Genomic DNA, 16,926 nt, shown 5'->3' with positions numbered 1-16,926 from the left:
GTTAAAGAGCAAATATTACCTACCCGCCTTGGCAAGTAAGTAACAATCATCTGTGTGGACACTGCGAACAAATTCGTTCTAAATCGTATAAGGAGGTGATCCAGCCCCAGGTTCCCCTAGGGCTACCTTGTTACGACTTCACCCCAGTCATGAATCACTCCGTGGTGATCGCCCTCCCGAAGGTTAGGCTAACCACTTCTGGAGCAACCCACTCCCATGGTGTGACGGGCGGTGTGTACAAGGCCCGGGAACGTATTCACCGCGACATTCTGATTCGCGATTACTAGCGATTCCGACTTCATGGAGTCGAGTTGCAGACTCCAATCCGGACTACGACGCACTTTAAGTGATTCGCTCACCCTCGCAGGCTCGCAGCACTCTGTATGCGCCATTGTAGCACGTGTGTAGCCCTACACGTAAGGGCCATGATGACTTGACGTCGTCCCCACCTTCCTCCGGTTTATCACCGGCAGTCTCCTTAGAGTTCCCGACCGAATCGCTGGCAACTAAGGATAGGGGTTGCGCTCGTTGCGGGACTTAACCCAACATCTCACAACACGAGCTGACGACAGCCATGCAGCACCTGTCTCAGAGCTCCCGAAGGCACCAATCTATCTCTAGAAAGTTCTCTGGATGTCAAGTGTAGGTAAGGTTCTTCGCGTTGCATCGAATTAAACCACATGCTCCACCGCTTGTGCGGGCCCCCGTCAATTCATTTGAGTTTTAACCTTGCGGCCGTACTCCCCAGGCGGTCTACTTAATGCGTTTGCTTTGGAAAACAGCTCCGAAAAGCCGAGCTCCTAGTAGACATCGTTTACGGCGTGGACTACCAGGGTATCTAATCCTGTTTGCTCCCCACGCTTTCGTACATGAGCGTCAGTGTTGACCCAGGTGGCTGCCTTCGCCATCGGTATTCCTTCAGATCTCTACGCATTTCACCGCTACACCTGAAATTCTACCACCCTCTATCACACTCTAGCCTGCCAGTTCGAAATGCAGTTCCCAGGTTAAGCCCGGGGCTTTCACATCTCGCTTAACAAACCGCCTGCGTACGCTTTACGCCCAGTAATTCCGATTAACGCTCGCACCCTCCGTATTACCGCGGCTGCTGGCACGGAGTTAGCCGGTGCTTCTTCTGCAAGTAACGTCACAGCTAGCAGGTATTAACTACTAACCTTTCCTCCTTGCTGAAAGTGCTTTACAACCCGAAGGCCTTCTTCACACACGCGGCATGGCTGCATCAGGCTTGCGCCCATTGTGCAATATTCCCCACTGCTGCCTCCCGTAGGAGTCTGGGCCGTGTCTCAGTCCCAGTGTGGCTGATCATCCTCTCAAACCAGCTAGGGATCGTCGCCTTGGTGAGCCATTACCTCACCAACTAGCTAATCCCACTTGGGCCAATCTAAAGGCGAGAGCCGAAGCCCCCTTTGGTCCGTAGACATTATGCGGTATTAGCCGTCGTTTCCAACGGTTGTCCCCCACCTCAAGGCATGTTCCCAAGCATTACTCACCCGTCCGCCGCTCGACGCCAGAGGAGCAAGCTCCTCTTCGTTTCCGCTCGACTTGCATGTGTTAGGCCTGCCGCCAGCGTTCAATCTGAGCCATGATCAAACTCTTCAATTAAAAGTTTTTTATTCTCTACCTAATGAAAGGCGAAGAATCATGCTCAATGAATACTGATTTTGATATCTATTGATATCGAATTGACTGTGCGTTATTACTTTCACTTTTAAAAAAGTGAAATCAAAACAGCTCAAGGCTGAATCTTTTAATAACTTATGGTCACTCAGCTCAATTGAGACTCTAAATTTGTTTGCGTCATCTAGCGAACTAGAGTCGGCTGTTAGAACTCAATCTGTACGAGTGCCCACACAGATGATTGCTTCATATTTTTAAAGAACGTTTTAGGCTTTCGCCTCGGAAGCTTTGCTCCCGTTCAGGGCTGCGCATTCTACGCTTTCCTTACTTTGTGTCAACACTTAATTTTAAGTTTTTTAATTCGCTTTAAACTAAGTTTTATTTGACCCCCTAACACTGTGCGTTTAGCTCGTTATCCGTTGCTGTCTGCCGTGTCATTGGGAGCGCATTATAGGGAGAAACAAAATCAACGCAACCCCTTTTTTACTAAAAACCGCAAAAAAACGTTAATCCAAGCTCAAGCGTTCAAAATACCAACAAAACAAAGGCAAACGAACATCGATTAGGCTGTTTTTTTGTGCTCTTTCCTTAAGGCGGCCTATAAGTATTGAACAACTACAATAAAGATCAAGGTAGGGCTTATAAAAAAGTGCACTTAGCGTGCACTCCTTTATCTCGATTGCAACGTATGCATTTCTTAATACAAGATACTATATAGTTTACGGCGATATTGAGCTGCTAGGGCGTCGCCCTCAGGTAGGCTAGCAATGATATCAAGGTAGGACTTCTTCGCATCGCCAAAATTAAGATCTTTGTTAAGCACTTTAAACAGTGTCGCTAACGCGTCTTCTTTTTTACCCGCTTCATTGAGTGCCACAGCCAAATTTACTTTTGCCTCAAGGTTTTCAGGCTCGTTATCAACGGTCTGTTGCAAAGCTTGGATCTCTGGTGAGTCCTGCGCTTGTTCGGCAAGTTCTAGCTTGGCTTTAATATTGTTATAATATGCATCCTGCTCGACTAGGCCTATGGTTTCCAATAACGCTTTGGCGTCATCAAGCTTATGTATTTGGATGCAAACATCAGCCAACACCAGTTTGATACGACTATTATTGCTGTCTATGTCATACGCCTGTTTTGCCAGTTTAAAGGCCTCGTTATGATTTTGGACCATCAATGCATCTTTGGCTTGTTGCAGCAACATATCTTGTGGTTGTGGTAAGTGCTTTTGCAATGCTTCTTTAATTTGCACCTCGCTTTGTGGCCCTGGGAGCATATCGACTGGTGCTCCCTCTTTTAATAACACCAAAGTAGGCAACGCTTGTAAGCCAATTTGCTGCGCTAATTGACCCGCCAATGCTTGCTGTGTGTCACAATCTAAAGTTGCCACGACAAGATGCTGCTGATATTGCTGCGCTATGCCTTGTAAAATACTGGCCTGTTCCTGACATTCCGGGCTTTGGGCAGAGTAAAAGCTCAACGCCACCAACTTTTCTTGCGAAGTGTCGCCTAATACTTGCTGGATATTCTCTGCCGTCAATTGAATTTGATTCGTCATGCTTATGTTGCCATCTCACTATAATTACGCTTTGATATGGTGACTAACATAACAATTACAAGAGCAAGGATCACCCATGCAATTGCCTACTTCTTTCACCGCTCTCAGTGCTGCTTTACTACTTGCATGCACATCAACAGCAGCACACAGTATAGATGTTAAAGATAGACTCCCTGAGCTTGAAGCCTTCTATCTTGATTTACACCAATCACCAGAGCTGTCTTTACACGAACAGCAAACCGGTGAAAAACTGGCCAGTAAACTGCAAACCTTAGGGTTTGATGTGACCAAAGAAGTGGGTGGCTACGGCGTCGTTGGTCTGTATAAAAATGGCTCTGGGCCGACCGTTATGATCCGCACCGACACCGACGGTTTGCCAATCGTCGAACAAACCGGTGTGAACTACGCATCTAAAGTGACGGTGACAAAAGATGATGGCTCCAAAGTTGGGGTGATGCATGGCTGTGGTCACGATATTCATATGAGCAGTTTTATTGGCACTGCTGAACACCTCATGGCCCATAAAGATCAATGGCAAGGTACGCTGATGATGGTAGCTCAACCTGCTGAGGAAATAGGCGCGGGTGCCAAAGCAATGCTCAATGAGGGCTTGTTTAGTCGCTTCGCTAAACCAGATCATGTTTTAGCCTTGCATGTCAGTGCCAGTGTGCCTGCGGGCAAGGTTGCCTTAAAGCCGGAATATACCATGGCCAGTGTAGACTCGGTGGACATCATTGTGAAAGGTAAAGGTGGACATGGTGCCTACCCGCACACCACCATCGACCCTGTGGTCATTGCCTCACGTTTGGTGTTGGCGCTACAAACGATCACCAGCCGTGAGCTCTCACCTTTAGAACCTTCCGTTGTGACTGTCGGGTCTATTCATGGCGGCAGTAAACATAATGTCATCTCTAACGAAGTGACTCTGCAACTCACGCTACGCAGCTATAACCCGCAGGTACGTAATCAACAAATTGCCGCCATTAAACGCATAAGCGCAGGTATTGCTGCTAGCGCGGGCTTAGAGCAAGCCCTTTACCCTGAAGTCATTGTCCACGAACAAGAATCAATTCCTTCTACTTATAACGATCCAACGCAAACTACCTTAGTCACAGACGCCATTAAAAACGCTATCGGTGAGAATAATGTAGAATTAACCAAGCCAGTCATGGCCGGGGAAGATTTTGGCTTGTACGGACGCACCGACGACAACTTGCCTATTACCCTGTTTTGGCTCGGCGGAGTAAACCCAGAAACATATAACGCCGCTCAACAATCTGGGGCGCAACTGCCATCGCTGCACTCTAGTAAGTTTGCGCCTGATTATAAAAAGGCCATTCCAACGGGTGTCAAAGCGATGACCCACGCGGCGCTTAAGCTATTCAATACACCTTAAGCTTGCGCTTTAGACGCGCCCTTAGCTTTATAACTGCGGGCGCGCTTTCTTTTACCACCTCTCAAGGCTCGCTTGGCGGGCCCTTTAATATTGCTAAATACACCAGCATCACAGTTCTTTGCTTGATTGACCAAGTCGTTCAACTGTGTGGTTAATGGCTGCATGAAGTCTTGATATTTGAGCTCTTGCTCGGCAATTTTTGCTAATGCCATTTCCCAGTGCGCCGTCATATCCGGCGTTGCTAATTGCTCGGGCAACGCACTGATCAGAGCGCTTCCCGCTTCGCTAGCACAAATGGATTTTCCTTTACGAGTAAGAAAACCACGTGAGAAAAGCAATTCGATGATGCTTGCTCTGGTTGCCTCAGTGCCTAAGCCATCGGTATCGCGCAGCACTTTACGTAGTTGTGTGTCCTTGACGTAACGGCCAATGGATGTCATTGCGCTTAATAGAGTGGCATCACTAAAGTGTGCCGGGGGTGTGGTCTGCTTATCGTCAATACGTGCATCATCACACTGTAACAATTGCCCTAAGGTCAATGGTGGTAAACATTGCTCATCTTGCTTCGCCTTTTTGCCCATGAGCTCTTTAAAACCCAGCTCAATGTCTTCTCGGGCCTTTGTTGTGAACTTGCCTCCGGCTATGGTCACCTCGACATCACTTTGGTAATAGCGATATGCAGGCATAAATTGAATAAGGTATTGGCGACAGATCAGTTCATACACTTTGCGCTCATTATCATTCAACTGCGCTGCGGTGTGCTTGGCTGTAGGTACGATGGCATGGTGCGCTGCCACTTTGCTATCGTTAAAGCAACGGCTCTTTTTATTGCTATCTACAGCTGTGAGATGCTGGGCGGTGAAAACGCCATTATTAAGCACTGCGTTAATAATATTGCTGGCGTCAGCAAAATGCTCCTTAGGCAAATAGCGGTTATCTGAGCGCGGGTAAGTAATTAATTTATGCTTCTCATACAAGCTTTGACAACAATCTAATACCGCCTTCGCGGAGAGAGAAAAGCGCTTCGCTGCATCTATTTGCAGTGCCGATAGGTTATAAGGCAGAGGAGCTTGCTCTTGCTTTTGCTCTTTGCTTAAGTCGGTCACACTTGCCGGTTGGCCGACAATCCGGCCGACTACATTTTCTGCAAGCTTACGCAGCAATACTCGGCCCTGTTCATCTTGATAGGCCCGACACGCTTCGCTTGGTTGCCACTTCAGCCAAAATGACTCGCCTTGTGCTGTAGTCACTTGCGCGTGCACTTCATAAAACGGCTTACTAACGAACTCGGCAATTTCTTTATCTCTGGCGACCACCAGACCCAGCACCGGGGTTTGTACCCTTCCCACTGAGAGCACCCCTCGATAACCGCTTTTTTGTCCCGCCAAGGTATAAGCTCGTGTTAGGTTCATGCCAAACAACCAGTCGGCGCGCGAGCGGGCGAGTGCTGAAACACTCAAAGGCACAAACCGGGTATTGGGCTGCAGCTGGTTCAGGGCTTTTTTCACTGCAGGCAAGTTCAAATCACTGATCAGTAAACGCTCAACCGCTTGCTTTTTATGTTGCGACAAAGATACCTGATTAATCACTTCATCAACCAGCAATTGCCCTTCTCTATCGGGGTCGCCGGCATGCACTAAGATGTGAGCTTGCTTTATCAGCTTCTTAACTAAGGTGAGTTGTTTACGAGTTTTGCTTTTCGCTTTTAGCTGCCACTGCGTCGGAATAATAGGCAAGTGCGCCAATTGCCACTTTTTAAAAGCGGGGTCGTAGTCATCGGGCTCAGCCTGCTCAAGTAAATGACCGATACACCAGGTGACACAATCGCCATTGCCGAGCTCTATATAGCCTTCTTTTTTTTGCTGAGGTTTGGGCAAGGCTGCGGCTATGGCACGGCCAAGAGAGGGTTTTTCGGCAATATAAAGCTTCATGACAATAACTGGCTATTTATACAGTTATTACAGTGTAGAGTATAATTACGAGCTAGGAAAGAGTGCGCGCGGCTGTTTTGTTTCTTCTTGCCTGCAACCAAAACAGTATCGGTAAATAGCACAATATTAAAGTGACGCTGTTTATGATTGGTATTAGGGTTTTGTAAAGGTACGAGCTATTAAATGTTAGATCCCATAAATGGCGATCGGCGACACGCCAAAGCTGTAAAAAAGGCGCGGCAACGACAATAAGCTGACCAGCAATACTTTGCCACATATGCACTTTGCCACGAATGCCCCAGTAGGCAATAATCGCCATCCAGGTAATATCGTTGCTTGCCCATATGACATAACGCCAGATCATGTCTTTATCCCAATCGAGCAAAAAATCGTGTATCAGTGTTCCGTAGAGAAAGAAAGCGGCGGTTAGAAGGACAAACCGCAAGGCCTTGTACTCACGAGTAAGGACATAGAAAACAATAGCGGGCAGCAAAAATGCTGCCCAACTATTGTTTAGAAAGATTAACGTTTCCTCTAGCCAACTAGGCATAAGTACTTAGCCTAACGACTGTTCGGTGTCTTTGTTATCGTCTCCGCTTTTATCATCAGTGCCGCTACCATTTCCGGGTATACTGGCAAACTTATGCAAATCCAACATCCTGTGCTCCCTGTCTATTCAGCTTTAATTCAGTTGCTAAATTACCGTATTTTTGGCACAAAGCCAATAGTTACTGCACAACTTCAATGGGGTCAGATTCTTTGGCTTTACCCTGCATGATTGAAATCTCGACGCGGCGATTACGCTTACGATCTTCATCAGTTTCATTGGGCACTAACGGCCGTGTATCTGCGCGCCCCACCACGACCATTCTACTTTTATCAAAGTCATCAACCTTTTGCATTTCACTGGCAACCGCAACTGCGCGCATCGCGCTCAGGTCCCAGTTGTTGGTATAGAGCTCATTAGAGACTTGGAAGTCATCGGTGTGCCCCGAGACAGTGATTTCCCCGGGTACATCTTTTAGTAATTCAGCAATATCTTGAATAATAGGCTTAAATTTTGGCTGTAAGAAAGCACTGCCGGAGGGAAAAGAGCCGTTTTCACGGATGCGAATAATTATTTGCTGCCCTAGAGATTCCAGTTCTATGGCGCCGTCAATAATTTGCTGTTCTAGCTGTTGTGCAATTTTCTTCACCAGCTCATTGGTGCGCTCTTGGTCTGCTGCGGCGATGGCTTGCTGTTGTGACTGCTCATCGGCGGTACTGGCAGACTCCCCACCGCGTTGGTCCCCACGCTGCTCTTTACGACCGCCTGCGGAATCTTCTTCCCCTGCTTGGAACTCCAGCATTTGCTGTGTCATTTCAACAGTTTGCTGTTGAATTGTCTCGATGGGCGTGGGGTCTGGGCGCCCCGGTTTAAATTCCATGGCGATGACACTGGTTCCTTTAGGTATGTCTTTTACTTCCAGTTTATTTTGCACACCAAAAGCAAACTTCATGGAACCAGCAATTTGCTTAAACTTGAGCACATCCATCTCGGAGAACGCCAATAGCAATACGAAGAAACACATCAGTAGCGACATCAAGTCTGCGAACGTGCCCATCCAAGCCGGTAATCCGGGAGGGGGGCATTTGCAGGGTTTTTCATCCGACATACTTACTCCTCGGTATCAACTTGGCGCTTGGACTCTGCCAGATAATTTTTCAGAATGCCTTCGATAACTTTAGGGTTTTGTCCGTCTTGAATACCTAGGATAGCGTCTAAGATCAGCCGTTGATTGAGCTCTTCTTCGTCTTTGCGCAGTTCTAACTTGGATTGGATAGGAATAGCTATCACATTGGCGAGAAACGCACCGTACAATGTGGTTAGTAGCGCCACCGCCATCGCGGGACCAATCGCTTTGGGGTCATCCATGTTAGAGAGCATCGCCACCAACCCGATCAAGGTCCCGATCATACCCATTGCCGGGGCTATATCACCCAAGGCCTTAAACAGTCCAGCGCCTTGCTCATGGCGAGCGGTGGTTAACAAAATATCTTTTTGCAAAGTAGCACGAACCACATCGGCGTCATGGCCATCAACCAACATATCAATGCCTTTGCGCATAAACTTGTTGTTAATCTCTGCCTCTTCTAGCGCTAAAAAGCCCCCTTTACGAGCAGAGTCTGCCAGCTCTACAGCCTTCTCAATAAGCTCATCAGGTGATTCAATCTTAAACATGAAGGCCTTGCCGGCTACTTTCCCTATGGTGAAAAATTGCCCCATGGTGTAGTTAGCAAGCACAATAAAAAGAGAACCACCAAATACAATTAGCACCGAAGGAGTGTTATAGAACATGCCCACATCACCACCAAGCACCATAGACATGACAACGAAACCAATCGCGCCGAGAATACCTATTATGGTTGCTAAATCCACATGTCCTCCACCCACTTTTCTATTCAGCGCCTTCCCACTAAAGCCCTATATATGGCCAGGGAATATCAGACGTTATTATAATTACTCTTGAGATATCGGCAACTTGCTGAATTACTTGAATCATTTTTTTAAAATCGCGAAGCGACAATATTAAAACTAGCATGCCTACACAGCTTTGCCGTGAAAATCGCATCCATCTTTGACCTAGTCCACGATTCCCCCTAAAATTGGCGCTCTTATTAGGTGTAGTGAGTGACAAGGCCATGGCCCAAAAAAAACCAGAAAACCTAAGCTTTGAAGAAGCCATTAATGAATTGGGGCAAATTGTAACTGATATGGAGCAAGGAGAATTGTCTTTAGAGCAATCTTTAAAGCAATTTGAACGCGGTATTGGTCTGGCAAATGCATCGGCTCAAAAGCTTGATAACGCCCAGCAGAAAGTAAGCATGTTAATGAGCAACGACCTAAACGCTGAGCTCACCCCAATGGATGATCAAGAGTAGTCGCCCCTGTGAATTTAAAACATGCCTTAGCACAGGCACAACAGGATGTGCTACACACCCTACAGCGTTATTTTCAAACACAGCAACAAACACAGCCTCAATTATTGGCGGCAACGCAGTACTGTATTGAAAATGGTGGCAAGCGCTTGCGACCATTTTTAGTCTATGCTGTAGGTAATATGCTTGCAGCACATCAAGACGATCTTCACAAAGCCGCTGCAGCCATTGAGTGTATTCATAGTTACTCTCTGGTGCATGATGATTTACCGGCCATGGACGATGATGAATTACGGCGCGGTCGACCCACCTGCCATATCGCATTTGACGAGGCCCACGCTATTTTAGCTGGCGACACCTTGCAAACCATTGCCTTTGAGCTGCTCAGTAGCACTGACTTTGATATCGGCGCTAGCCAACAGTTAGCATTGGTAAGAAGTTTAAGCCAAGCTTCAGGACTATTGGGTATGGTAGGCGGCCAGGCACTAGATATCGCGGCCACCGATAAAGCGATTTCCTTAAATGAACTTGAGCATATTCATCGTCTAAAAACCGGGGCATTGCTAAGCTGCGCCATTAAGCTGGGCTATTTGTGCTCCCCGAACGTAGAAAACAGCACACGTGCTGCATTAGACGATTACGGCCGTGCCATCGGCCTGGCTTTTCAAGTGCAAGATGATATTTTGGATGTTGAAGGAGATACCGCCACGCTAGGAAAGCCGCAAGGCTCTGATGTGGCTGCAAATAAATCTACTTATCCTGCGCTTATGGGCCTTGATGGTGCCAAAGATAAGATGCAGCATTTGTATCAACAAGCTATTGATGCGGTGTGCCCGCTCCCATATGACACCCGTGTTCTCGAGCAACTCGCAGGCTATATCATCGCCAGAGATCATTAAAAATGACTACTGATGCGAAGGGCTGGTTTGATATACTTCAGCCATCGCAGTAAAGGATAAAACGACGCATGAATTTGGATAGTAGCAAGTATCCCTTATTACAACAGGTCAGCAAGCCTGAACAACTTCGCGAGCTACCGCAAGAGCGGTTAGGCGCGTTTAGCCACGAACTGCGGGACTACTTACTAAACTCCGTATCGCAAAGTAGCGGTCACTTTGCCTCCGGGCTCGGCACGGTTGAACTGACTGTTGCGCTGCACTATGTGTATAACACCCCGTTTGATCGCCTGATTTGGGATGTAGGCCACCAAGCCTATCCGCACAAACTGATCACCGGCCGCCGTGAGCAAATGCACACTATTCGCCAAAAAGATGGATTACATCCGTTCCCTTATCGCGGTGAGAGCGAGTACGACACCTTTAGTGTCGGTCATTCGAGTACCTCCATCTCCGCCGCTTTAGGTATGGCTATTGCTGCACAAAAAGAAGGCCAAGGCCGTAAAACCGTTGCCGTCATCGGCGATGGTGCTATCACTGCGGGCATGGCCTTTGAGGCGATGAACCACGCTGGCGATATCAATTCCGACATGTTAGTCATTTTAAATGACAACGAGATGTCTATTTCAGAAAATGTCGGCGCGTTAAATAATCATTTTGCGCGTATTCTCTCCGGTAGCTTTTATGCCAATATTCGTGAGGGCAGCAAAAAGCTCTTATCAGGGTTACCGCCTGTGAAAGAACTGGCTAGCCGTATGGAAGAGCATCTTAAAGGCATGGTTATACCGGGCACCTTCTTCGAAGAGCTTGGCTTTAATTATATCGGCCCAATCGATGGCCATGATGTCAACATGCTGGTCGACACCCTGCGCAATATGCGCAACCTCAAGGGTCCTCAGCTACTGCATATAAAAACCCAAAAGGGCAAGGGTTATAAGCCAGCTGAAGCCGATCCTATTGGTTACCATGCGGTGCCCAAGTTTGACCCGACCGTGACTAAATTACCCAAATCTAAGCCGGGCGCACCGACCTTTTCAAAAGTGTTCGGCGATTGGTTGTGTGATATGGCCAGCGTTGATGACAAACTGATGGCCATCACTCCGGCAATGCGCGAAGGCTCGGGCATGGTGCGCTTCTCTAAAGAGTATCCACAACAGTATTTTGATGTTGCCATTGCAGAGCAGCATGCGGTCACACTCGGTGCAGGGTTTGCGTGTGAAGGCCTAAATCCCGTAGTAGCAATTTATTCAACCTTCTTACAACGAGCCTACGATCAACTTATTCATGATGTAGCGCTACAGGAATTGCCTGTGCTCTTTGCCATTGATCGCGCTGGCGTGGTTGGCGCCGACGGGGAAACTCATCAGGGCACGTATGACTTAAGTTATTTACGCTGTATTCCTAATATGGTCATTATGGCGCCGGCTAACGCCAATGAATGCCGTAATATGCTCTATACTGGGCATCGGCTTAATAAACCCGCCGCTGTGCGTTACCCGCGTGGCAGTGCCGGCGACGGTGAGCTTGATAGCGAAATGCAACAATTACCCATTGGCAAGGGACGTGTTATTCGCAACGGCGAAAAAGTCGCAATACTGTCGTTTGGTACCTTGCTGGAGAATGCCCAACAAGCAGCAGAGCAGCTCAATGCCACCCTAGTTGATATGCGTTTTGTTAAACCTCTCGATCACCAGCTGATTGATAAGTTGGCAAGTGAGCATAATGCGCTTGTCACCTTGGAGGATAATGTTATCGCCGGTGGTGTAGGCTCAGCAGTAAGCGAGTACTTAGCGCAAAGCAAGCAGCTTAAGCCAGTTTTGCACCTTGGCCTACCCGATGTATTTATTAAGCATGGTACGCAGCAAGAAATGCATGCTGAGCTTGGCCTTGACGGCGATGGTATCACTCGCCAGATAAGTACGTGGTTAGATTAACAAGCTCGCGAGTTGGATATTCGGTAATAAAAAAGGAGCCTTTGGCTCCTTTTTTATTTATTCACTTTCTTAACGCATCCAAATTTTAATGTCGGCTAAGCCGGTGCTTTGTAAGGTGGCTATTTGCGCATCTAAGTTTTCACTTTGCTCAAACTCAAAGGCATCCAACTGATCATCAAACTCAATATGCGCACAGCCATCGCCGCCGCGCTTTTTCACCTGATGAAGGGCAATATCCGCTAAGTTCACCGATGTTTCCCAGCCGATCACTTGGCCGCCGAGCAAGGGCATCGGATAACAAGACCAGCCCAGCGACGCGCTAAGATTAATCTTTTTACCATTGGGTAGTTGAAAACTTTTCTCTGCGATGGATTTGCATAACTGGCGCGCAAACTGATTGACCTGATCAAGCTCGAAATCTCGCAGCAACAACAAGAACTCATCGCCGCTCCAGCGGGCCACATAGTCAGAGCCCTGCGTGCAGGAATTCAATAGGGTCGCCATTTGTTGTAAGCAACTATCGCCGCTCAACGGTCCGTAAGCATCATTAATACGCGAGAATTTGTCGATATTCACGATCAACAGCACCAGGGCCCTGCCCTGCTCTTGTAATGAAGACGAATTACGCTGGTAATGTTCAATATCTTTAGGCAGCTGATCGAATAAGAAACGCCGGCTACGCAGTCCTGTCAGCTCGTCAGAGTGACTCACTAACTTCAGCTGAGAGTTCACCTGGTTAAGCTTATCATTGGCATCACGCAGCTCCATAGTGCGCTCTTCCACCAAACTCTCCAAGGCTGCTTGCTTGCGGCGTTCCTGGGCTCTAAACACCCACAGCAATAAATAGATAATAAAAAATAACCCGGAAACAATCAGCAATCGGAAATACACCGTTTCATCGAAGCGTTTCGGTACCTGAAACGCATAGTGTGTGCTTGTGGCTTCTTCCCAACTGTCACTGGTGCGCTTGGCTTCAAGCTTAAAAGTAAATGGGCCAGGAGGTAAGTTAGTATAAATGGCTTCACGACGATTTTTAGCATAGCGCCAGTCGGTATCCAAGCCACTTAATTGGTAACGAAACTCCACCTCAGCCGGGGCGTAAAAATCAATCGCTGTATAATTAATCGTTAAATCGCGCTCATCGGTATCAAGCTCAGGGTTAACACCCAAGCCACCGGTATACAAAGTACGTCTGGGGGTGGCAATACTCTCCACTTGGGGCGCTAATTGGTCTTGGCCAAAGAGCTGCACATTTTTTGGGATTTCCACCACCCCTTGCAAACTCGGATACCAAATAGAGTCACCACTGTCAGCCACCGCGTCATGGCCTAAACCAGCACAACATTGACTGGCTTTACCATCGAGCTGGCGATCATACGAGGAAATCACCTGCTCTACTTGTAAGTTTCCAATTTCATCCGAGAATTGCTCCACCGGCATGCGGTAGACGCCTTTCATGGTGCTGACCCACACCCGCTGCAGGGCTTCATCATGATGCAGACTAAAAATGGAGCCATAGGGTAAGCCATTGGATACATCAAGCTGGTGCCAGCGCCCTTGGGTACTGCGATAGAATAAGCCGTCATTTAACGAACCAACTAACGTCCCAACATCATCAATTTCTAAAATACTGGTGACATAAGCGCTTTCCAGTGCTGTAGAGTCGCCGATGCGCTCAATGCCTTTATCTGAGAATAAGTAGCCGCCTTGGCTGGTACCAATTAAGCCATATTTGCCTTTATCCAGCACGTAAGTAATAAACTTACTATCGAGTACAGCATTGTAGGTAAAGGGTGTTAAGCCTCGATATCCCATGCGATACATACCCCGGCCAGTACCAAACCACAGTCCGCCGGCACTCGACTCACTGATAGCAAACACCGGGTTTTGCCGTAATTCTCGCGCATCAATGTTGTATAGCTGCTCGTCTTCGAAGTACAACACACCGCGATCCGTGGCGATATACAACCGCTCACCAACAAAATGCAAATCATGCACCGCACTGCGGCGTAATTTAGCCCGAGGCACGCGATTAATAAAATTATTATCTTGATCGAAATAACCAACACCACTGCGATTAGCCACCCATAGCTGACCACTGGGTGATAAGGTAATGGCCATCACCGCTTCGGTCATACTCGAGAGCGCATTATGGCGCTCAACCCGACCCGCGTGGGCAAGCCAAAGACCCTCGCTGAAGCTCGCCAGCCAAATATTGTTTTGTTCATCGCGATAAATATCGGAAAACCAGATGCTTTGATCCAGTGCTGCTGGCTCAACCCATTGCCACTCTTTAGAATTGTCGCGATACAGTAATCGCCCATAGGTTGAGATCCACAATGCGCCATCGGAGTCACTCATAAACTTATACACCGCCGCATTACTGGCGTTGGGTAAAGTAAATGGCCGTAGCTCATCATCTATGTCTAAGAAGTAAGCTCCTAATTCAGAGGCCAGGTACAGAGTGCCTTCTAGCCAAGCTAAGTCGTGGATAATAGTTTGTGCTAAACGATCAGGCAGGGTCACCCGCGCTGTTATTTTTAAACGCAAGCGCGATGACGACGACGACATATTGGTTAAGCGCAGTAAGTAGTTTTCACTGACTAACCACACGCCTTGCGGTGCCAGTGCCATTTTACTGACCGAAATTTGGTTGATGGCAGTCAGGCGTCCCTGAATACGGCCACTGCGTCGACGCTCGCTCTCGGGCAAATGAAAAGCGACCTGATTGCGCTCGATATAAAACAGTTCGTTGGCTGCCACCCAAATATTGCCTTTATCATCTTGCAATATATCGCGCACCGGGCCGCCAATACCAAACTCAAAGTAGTTCATTGAGTCAGGGTCAAGTACGGAAATGCCGCGCTTGGTGCCTATCCACAACAACCCTTCTTTATCAATCAATAACTTATTGATTGCATTACTATTGAGGAAGTTGCTATTTTGCTGGGTAAAGTTAGTGAAGTGGTCGCCATCAAAACGACTTAAACCAAATTGAGTGCCTACCCAAATATAGCCTTTGTTATCTTGGGTGACACTTTTGAGGGATTGTGAAGGCAGACCATTTCGGGTATTCCATTGCTTAACCACATAATCCGTGATTGATGCCGACGCCAAGTGCGAAGCAAAAACTGCCCACACCAATACTAGTGACTGAAAAAACCGCTGCAATGTCACACCCAGACTCAAATCTTATATTCCTGGCAAATAACCTACTTTAATTAACGCTTGGAGGCAAATTAGCGAGCATATGCCGGCGAGAATATCATCTGCCATAATCCCAAGCCCACCATGCAGACGTTTATCAAGCATACGGATTGGTCCAGGCTTGGCAATATCGAAAAAACGAAACAGGGCAAAGCCCACCACTAAGGTCTGCCAATTAATCGCCGCTCCTATCATGGTAATATAAAACCCTGCCACTTCGTCCCAAACAATAGCCGGATGGTCATGCACACCCAAGTCATCTGCGGTTTTACCACAGGCCCACACACCCACAGTGCATAGCATGAGCGCCATTGCTGCCTGCACCCACAGTGGCATACCCCAGGTCATAAAAATAAAAGGAATTGCCGCAAAGGTACCCACGGTACCTGGGGCTTTGGGACTTAAACCTAAGCCAAAGCCTAGGCCTAAAAACTGATGACCGCGACGTAGATTAAATAAGCTTGTAGTGATCACGCGTCACCCTGTATAAAATGTTCAAAGCCCACTTGGGCGACATCGAGTTTATCTTCACCGTTAAGTACCTCGACCTTCCCCTCGCCACCACGAATTTGGCCAATGCACACAGCCTCGATGCCATACTGACTCAAACGATTGTCCAGCATCGCTTTGTGGTTCTCGGGTACCGTGTAAAGCAACTCATAGTCATCACCATAGCCAAGCACATAAGGCCATTTCGCCTCGCCTTCAATACTCTGACGAAAGGCTTCTGACGTTGGAATTTTATCGGCATGAATGGTGGCACTGACCAAAGACATATCTAAAATATGTTGTAAATCGGCCAAAAGCCCATCGGAGATATCAATGGCAGAGCTGGCGTAGCCACGTAAGACCTGTCCCGCTGCCACCCGGGGCGTCGGATACTCCAATTTAGTGGTCAGCTTCTTCAGCCATTCAGGGGCAATATCTAGGTGTTGTTTGCGCGCTTCGATAGCCAGGCCCGCATCACCCAACGGTCCGGTAACATAAATCCAATCGCCGGGTTTAGCACCGCCGCGTGTTAACGCTTTGCCGGTAGGTACCGTGCCTTTGGCGCATACGGTAACAGTAAGTGGGCCTTGCGTAGTATCACCACCAATGATTTGCACGTTGAAATATTCTGCTATTTCATGCATGCCTGCTGTGAACTCTTCTAACCATTCTACTTCGGCTTTCGGTAAGGTAAGCGCCACAGATACCCACGCAGGCTCGGCGCCCATTGCAGCAAGGTCACTGAGGTTAACGGCGATAGCCCGGTGCCCCAAAGCGCGCGGTGACATATCTTCAAAAAAGTGCACACCAGCTACCATGGTGTCAGTGGTAATGGCTAATTGGCTGTTTTCCGGAATACTCACCAAGGCGCAGTCATCACCTATGCCAAGATTCACATCTCGGCGCGTGATCCCTCGGCCTTTAAAGTATCGGTTTATTAATTCAAATTCTTGCATACACA

General features: G+C 47.8%; 12 protein-coding genes and 1 rRNA gene. 4 read left to right on the top strand and 9 right to left on the bottom strand.

The genetic code is table 11. From position 1 onward, the window contains the following. Positions 1 to 88 precede the first annotated feature (88 nt). Positions 89 to 1,623: ribosomal RNA gene (locus tag FIU82_RS04040) — 16S ribosomal RNA — on the bottom strand. A 712-nt stretch (positions 1,624 to 2,335) separates the two neighbouring features. Beyond that, the gene (locus tag FIU82_RS04035; protein WP_152440403.1) at positions 2,336 to 3,193 is read right to left on the bottom strand and encodes a tetratricopeptide repeat protein; all 858 of its coding nucleotides are present in this window, start codon (positions 3,191 to 3,193) and stop codon (positions 2,336 to 2,338) included. Between the two features lie 76 nt (positions 3,194 to 3,269). Here FIU82_RS04035 and FIU82_RS04030 point away from each other — a divergent pair, with 76 nt between their 5' ends. Further along, on the top strand, positions 3,270 to 4,589 hold the full coding sequence (locus tag FIU82_RS04030; protein ID WP_152440402.1) for a M20 family metallopeptidase: 1,320 nt from the start codon (positions 3,270 to 3,272) through the stop codon (positions 4,587 to 4,589). Here FIU82_RS04030 and FIU82_RS04025 read toward each other — a convergent pair. From FIU82_RS04025 to pomA, 4 genes are all read right to left on the bottom strand, one after another. Then, complete coding sequence (locus FIU82_RS04025; protein ID WP_152440401.1) at positions 4,586 to 6,520, bottom strand: DNA topoisomerase III; 1,935 nt, start codon at positions 6,518 to 6,520, stop codon at positions 4,586 to 4,588. The genes FIU82_RS04030 and FIU82_RS04025 overlap by 4 nt on opposite strands. Positions 6,521 to 6,572: 52 nt before the next feature. Continuing rightward, a complete protein-coding gene (locus FIU82_RS18720) occupies positions 6,573 to 6,884 on the bottom strand; it encodes a hypothetical protein (protein ID WP_253946344.1) in 312 nt (103 codons plus the stop codon). Between the two features lie 364 nt (positions 6,885 to 7,248). Continuing rightward, positions 7,249 to 8,175 carry a flagellar motor protein MotB gene (locus FIU82_RS04015; protein WP_026110915.1) on the bottom strand — a complete coding sequence of 309 codons (927 nt, stop codon included), beginning with the start codon at positions 8,173 to 8,175 and terminating at the stop codon, positions 7,249 to 7,251. Positions 8,176 to 8,177: 2 nt separating this feature from the next. After that, positions 8,178 to 8,939, bottom strand: a complete 762-nt coding sequence (gene pomA, locus FIU82_RS04010; RefSeq protein ID WP_022943545.1) for a flagellar motor protein PomA — start codon at positions 8,937 to 8,939, stop codon at positions 8,178 to 8,180. A 263-nt stretch (positions 8,940 to 9,202) separates the two neighbouring features. On the opposite strand from pomA, the gene FIU82_RS04005 reads away from it, so the two are divergent. The 3 genes from FIU82_RS04005 to dxs all read left to right on the top strand — a co-directional run bounded on the left by FIU82_RS04005 (position 9,203) and on the right by dxs (position 12,269). Further along, positions 9,203 to 9,442, top strand: coding sequence for an exodeoxyribonuclease VII small subunit (locus FIU82_RS04005; protein ID WP_022943546.1), 240 nt, complete (start codon positions 9,203 to 9,205; stop codon positions 9,440 to 9,442). A gap of 8 nt (positions 9,443 to 9,450) precedes the next feature. Beyond that, positions 9,451 to 10,338 carry a (2E,6E)-farnesyl diphosphate synthase gene (gene ispA, locus FIU82_RS04000; protein ID WP_152440400.1) on the top strand — a complete coding sequence of 296 codons (888 nt, stop codon included), beginning with the start codon at positions 9,451 to 9,453 and terminating at the stop codon, positions 10,336 to 10,338. Between the two features lie 68 nt (positions 10,339 to 10,406). Further along, positions 10,407 to 12,269 (top strand): 1-deoxy-D-xylulose-5-phosphate synthase, encoded by a 1,863-nt coding sequence (dxs, locus tag FIU82_RS03995; protein ID WP_152440399.1) that lies wholly within the window; start codon positions 10,407 to 10,409, stop codon positions 12,267 to 12,269. 69 nt (positions 12,270 to 12,338) lie between these two features. Here dxs and FIU82_RS03990 read toward each other — a convergent pair whose 3' ends face one another. The 3 genes from FIU82_RS03990 to thiL are packed head-to-tail and all read right to left on the bottom strand — an operon-like array spanning position 12,339 to position 16,921. Next, positions 12,339 to 15,410 carry a diguanylate cyclase gene (locus FIU82_RS03990; protein ID WP_026110916.1) on the bottom strand — a complete coding sequence of 1,024 codons (3,072 nt, stop codon included), beginning with the start codon at positions 15,408 to 15,410 and terminating at the stop codon, positions 12,339 to 12,341. A 51-nt stretch (positions 15,411 to 15,461) separates the two neighbouring features. Beyond that, positions 15,462 to 15,950, bottom strand: coding sequence for a phosphatidylglycerophosphatase A (locus FIU82_RS03985; RefSeq protein ID WP_022943550.1), 489 nt, complete (start codon positions 15,948 to 15,950; stop codon positions 15,462 to 15,464). Next, positions 15,947 to 16,921, bottom strand: coding sequence for a thiamine-phosphate kinase (thiL, locus tag FIU82_RS03980; protein ID WP_022943551.1), 975 nt, complete (start codon positions 16,919 to 16,921; stop codon positions 15,947 to 15,949). The genes FIU82_RS03985 and thiL overlap by 4 nt, the downstream gene beginning before the upstream one ends. Between the last annotated feature and the right edge of the window lie 5 nt (positions 16,922 to 16,926).

It is taken from the genome of Pseudoalteromonas sp. THAF3, assembly GCF_009363775.1.
In the GTDB taxonomy this organism is placed as follows: Bacteria; Pseudomonadota; Gammaproteobacteria; order Enterobacterales; family Alteromonadaceae; genus Pseudoalteromonas; species Pseudoalteromonas ruthenica.
This window is presented reverse-complemented; position numbering and strand designations above follow the sequence as displayed.

Coding starts and splice junctions, on each gene's coding strand:
- thiL (WP_022943551.1), bottom strand. CDS start 16,921: ATGCAAGAATTTGAATTAATAAACCGATACTTTAAAGGCCGAGGGATC.
- FIU82_RS18720 (WP_253946344.1), bottom strand. CDS start 6,884: ATGATCTGGCGTTATGTCATATGGGCAAGCAACGATATTACCTGGATG.
- FIU82_RS04005 (WP_022943546.1), top strand. CDS start 9,203: ATGGCCCAAAAAAAACCAGAAAACCTAAGCTTTGAAGAAGCCATTAAT.
- FIU82_RS04035 (WP_152440403.1), bottom strand. CDS start 3,193: ATGACGAATCAAATTCAATTGACGGCAGAGAATATCCAGCAAGTATTA.
- dxs (WP_152440399.1), top strand. CDS start 10,407: ATGAATTTGGATAGTAGCAAGTATCCCTTATTACAACAGGTCAGCAAG.
- FIU82_RS04025 (WP_152440401.1), bottom strand. CDS start 6,520: ATGAAGCTTTATATTGCCGAAAAACCCTCTCTTGGCCGTGCCATAGCC.
- FIU82_RS04015 (WP_026110915.1), bottom strand. CDS start 8,175: ATGTCGGATGAAAAACCCTGCAAATGCCCCCCTCCCGGATTACCGGCT.
- FIU82_RS04030 (WP_152440402.1), top strand. CDS start 3,270: ATGCAATTGCCTACTTCTTTCACCGCTCTCAGTGCTGCTTTACTACTT.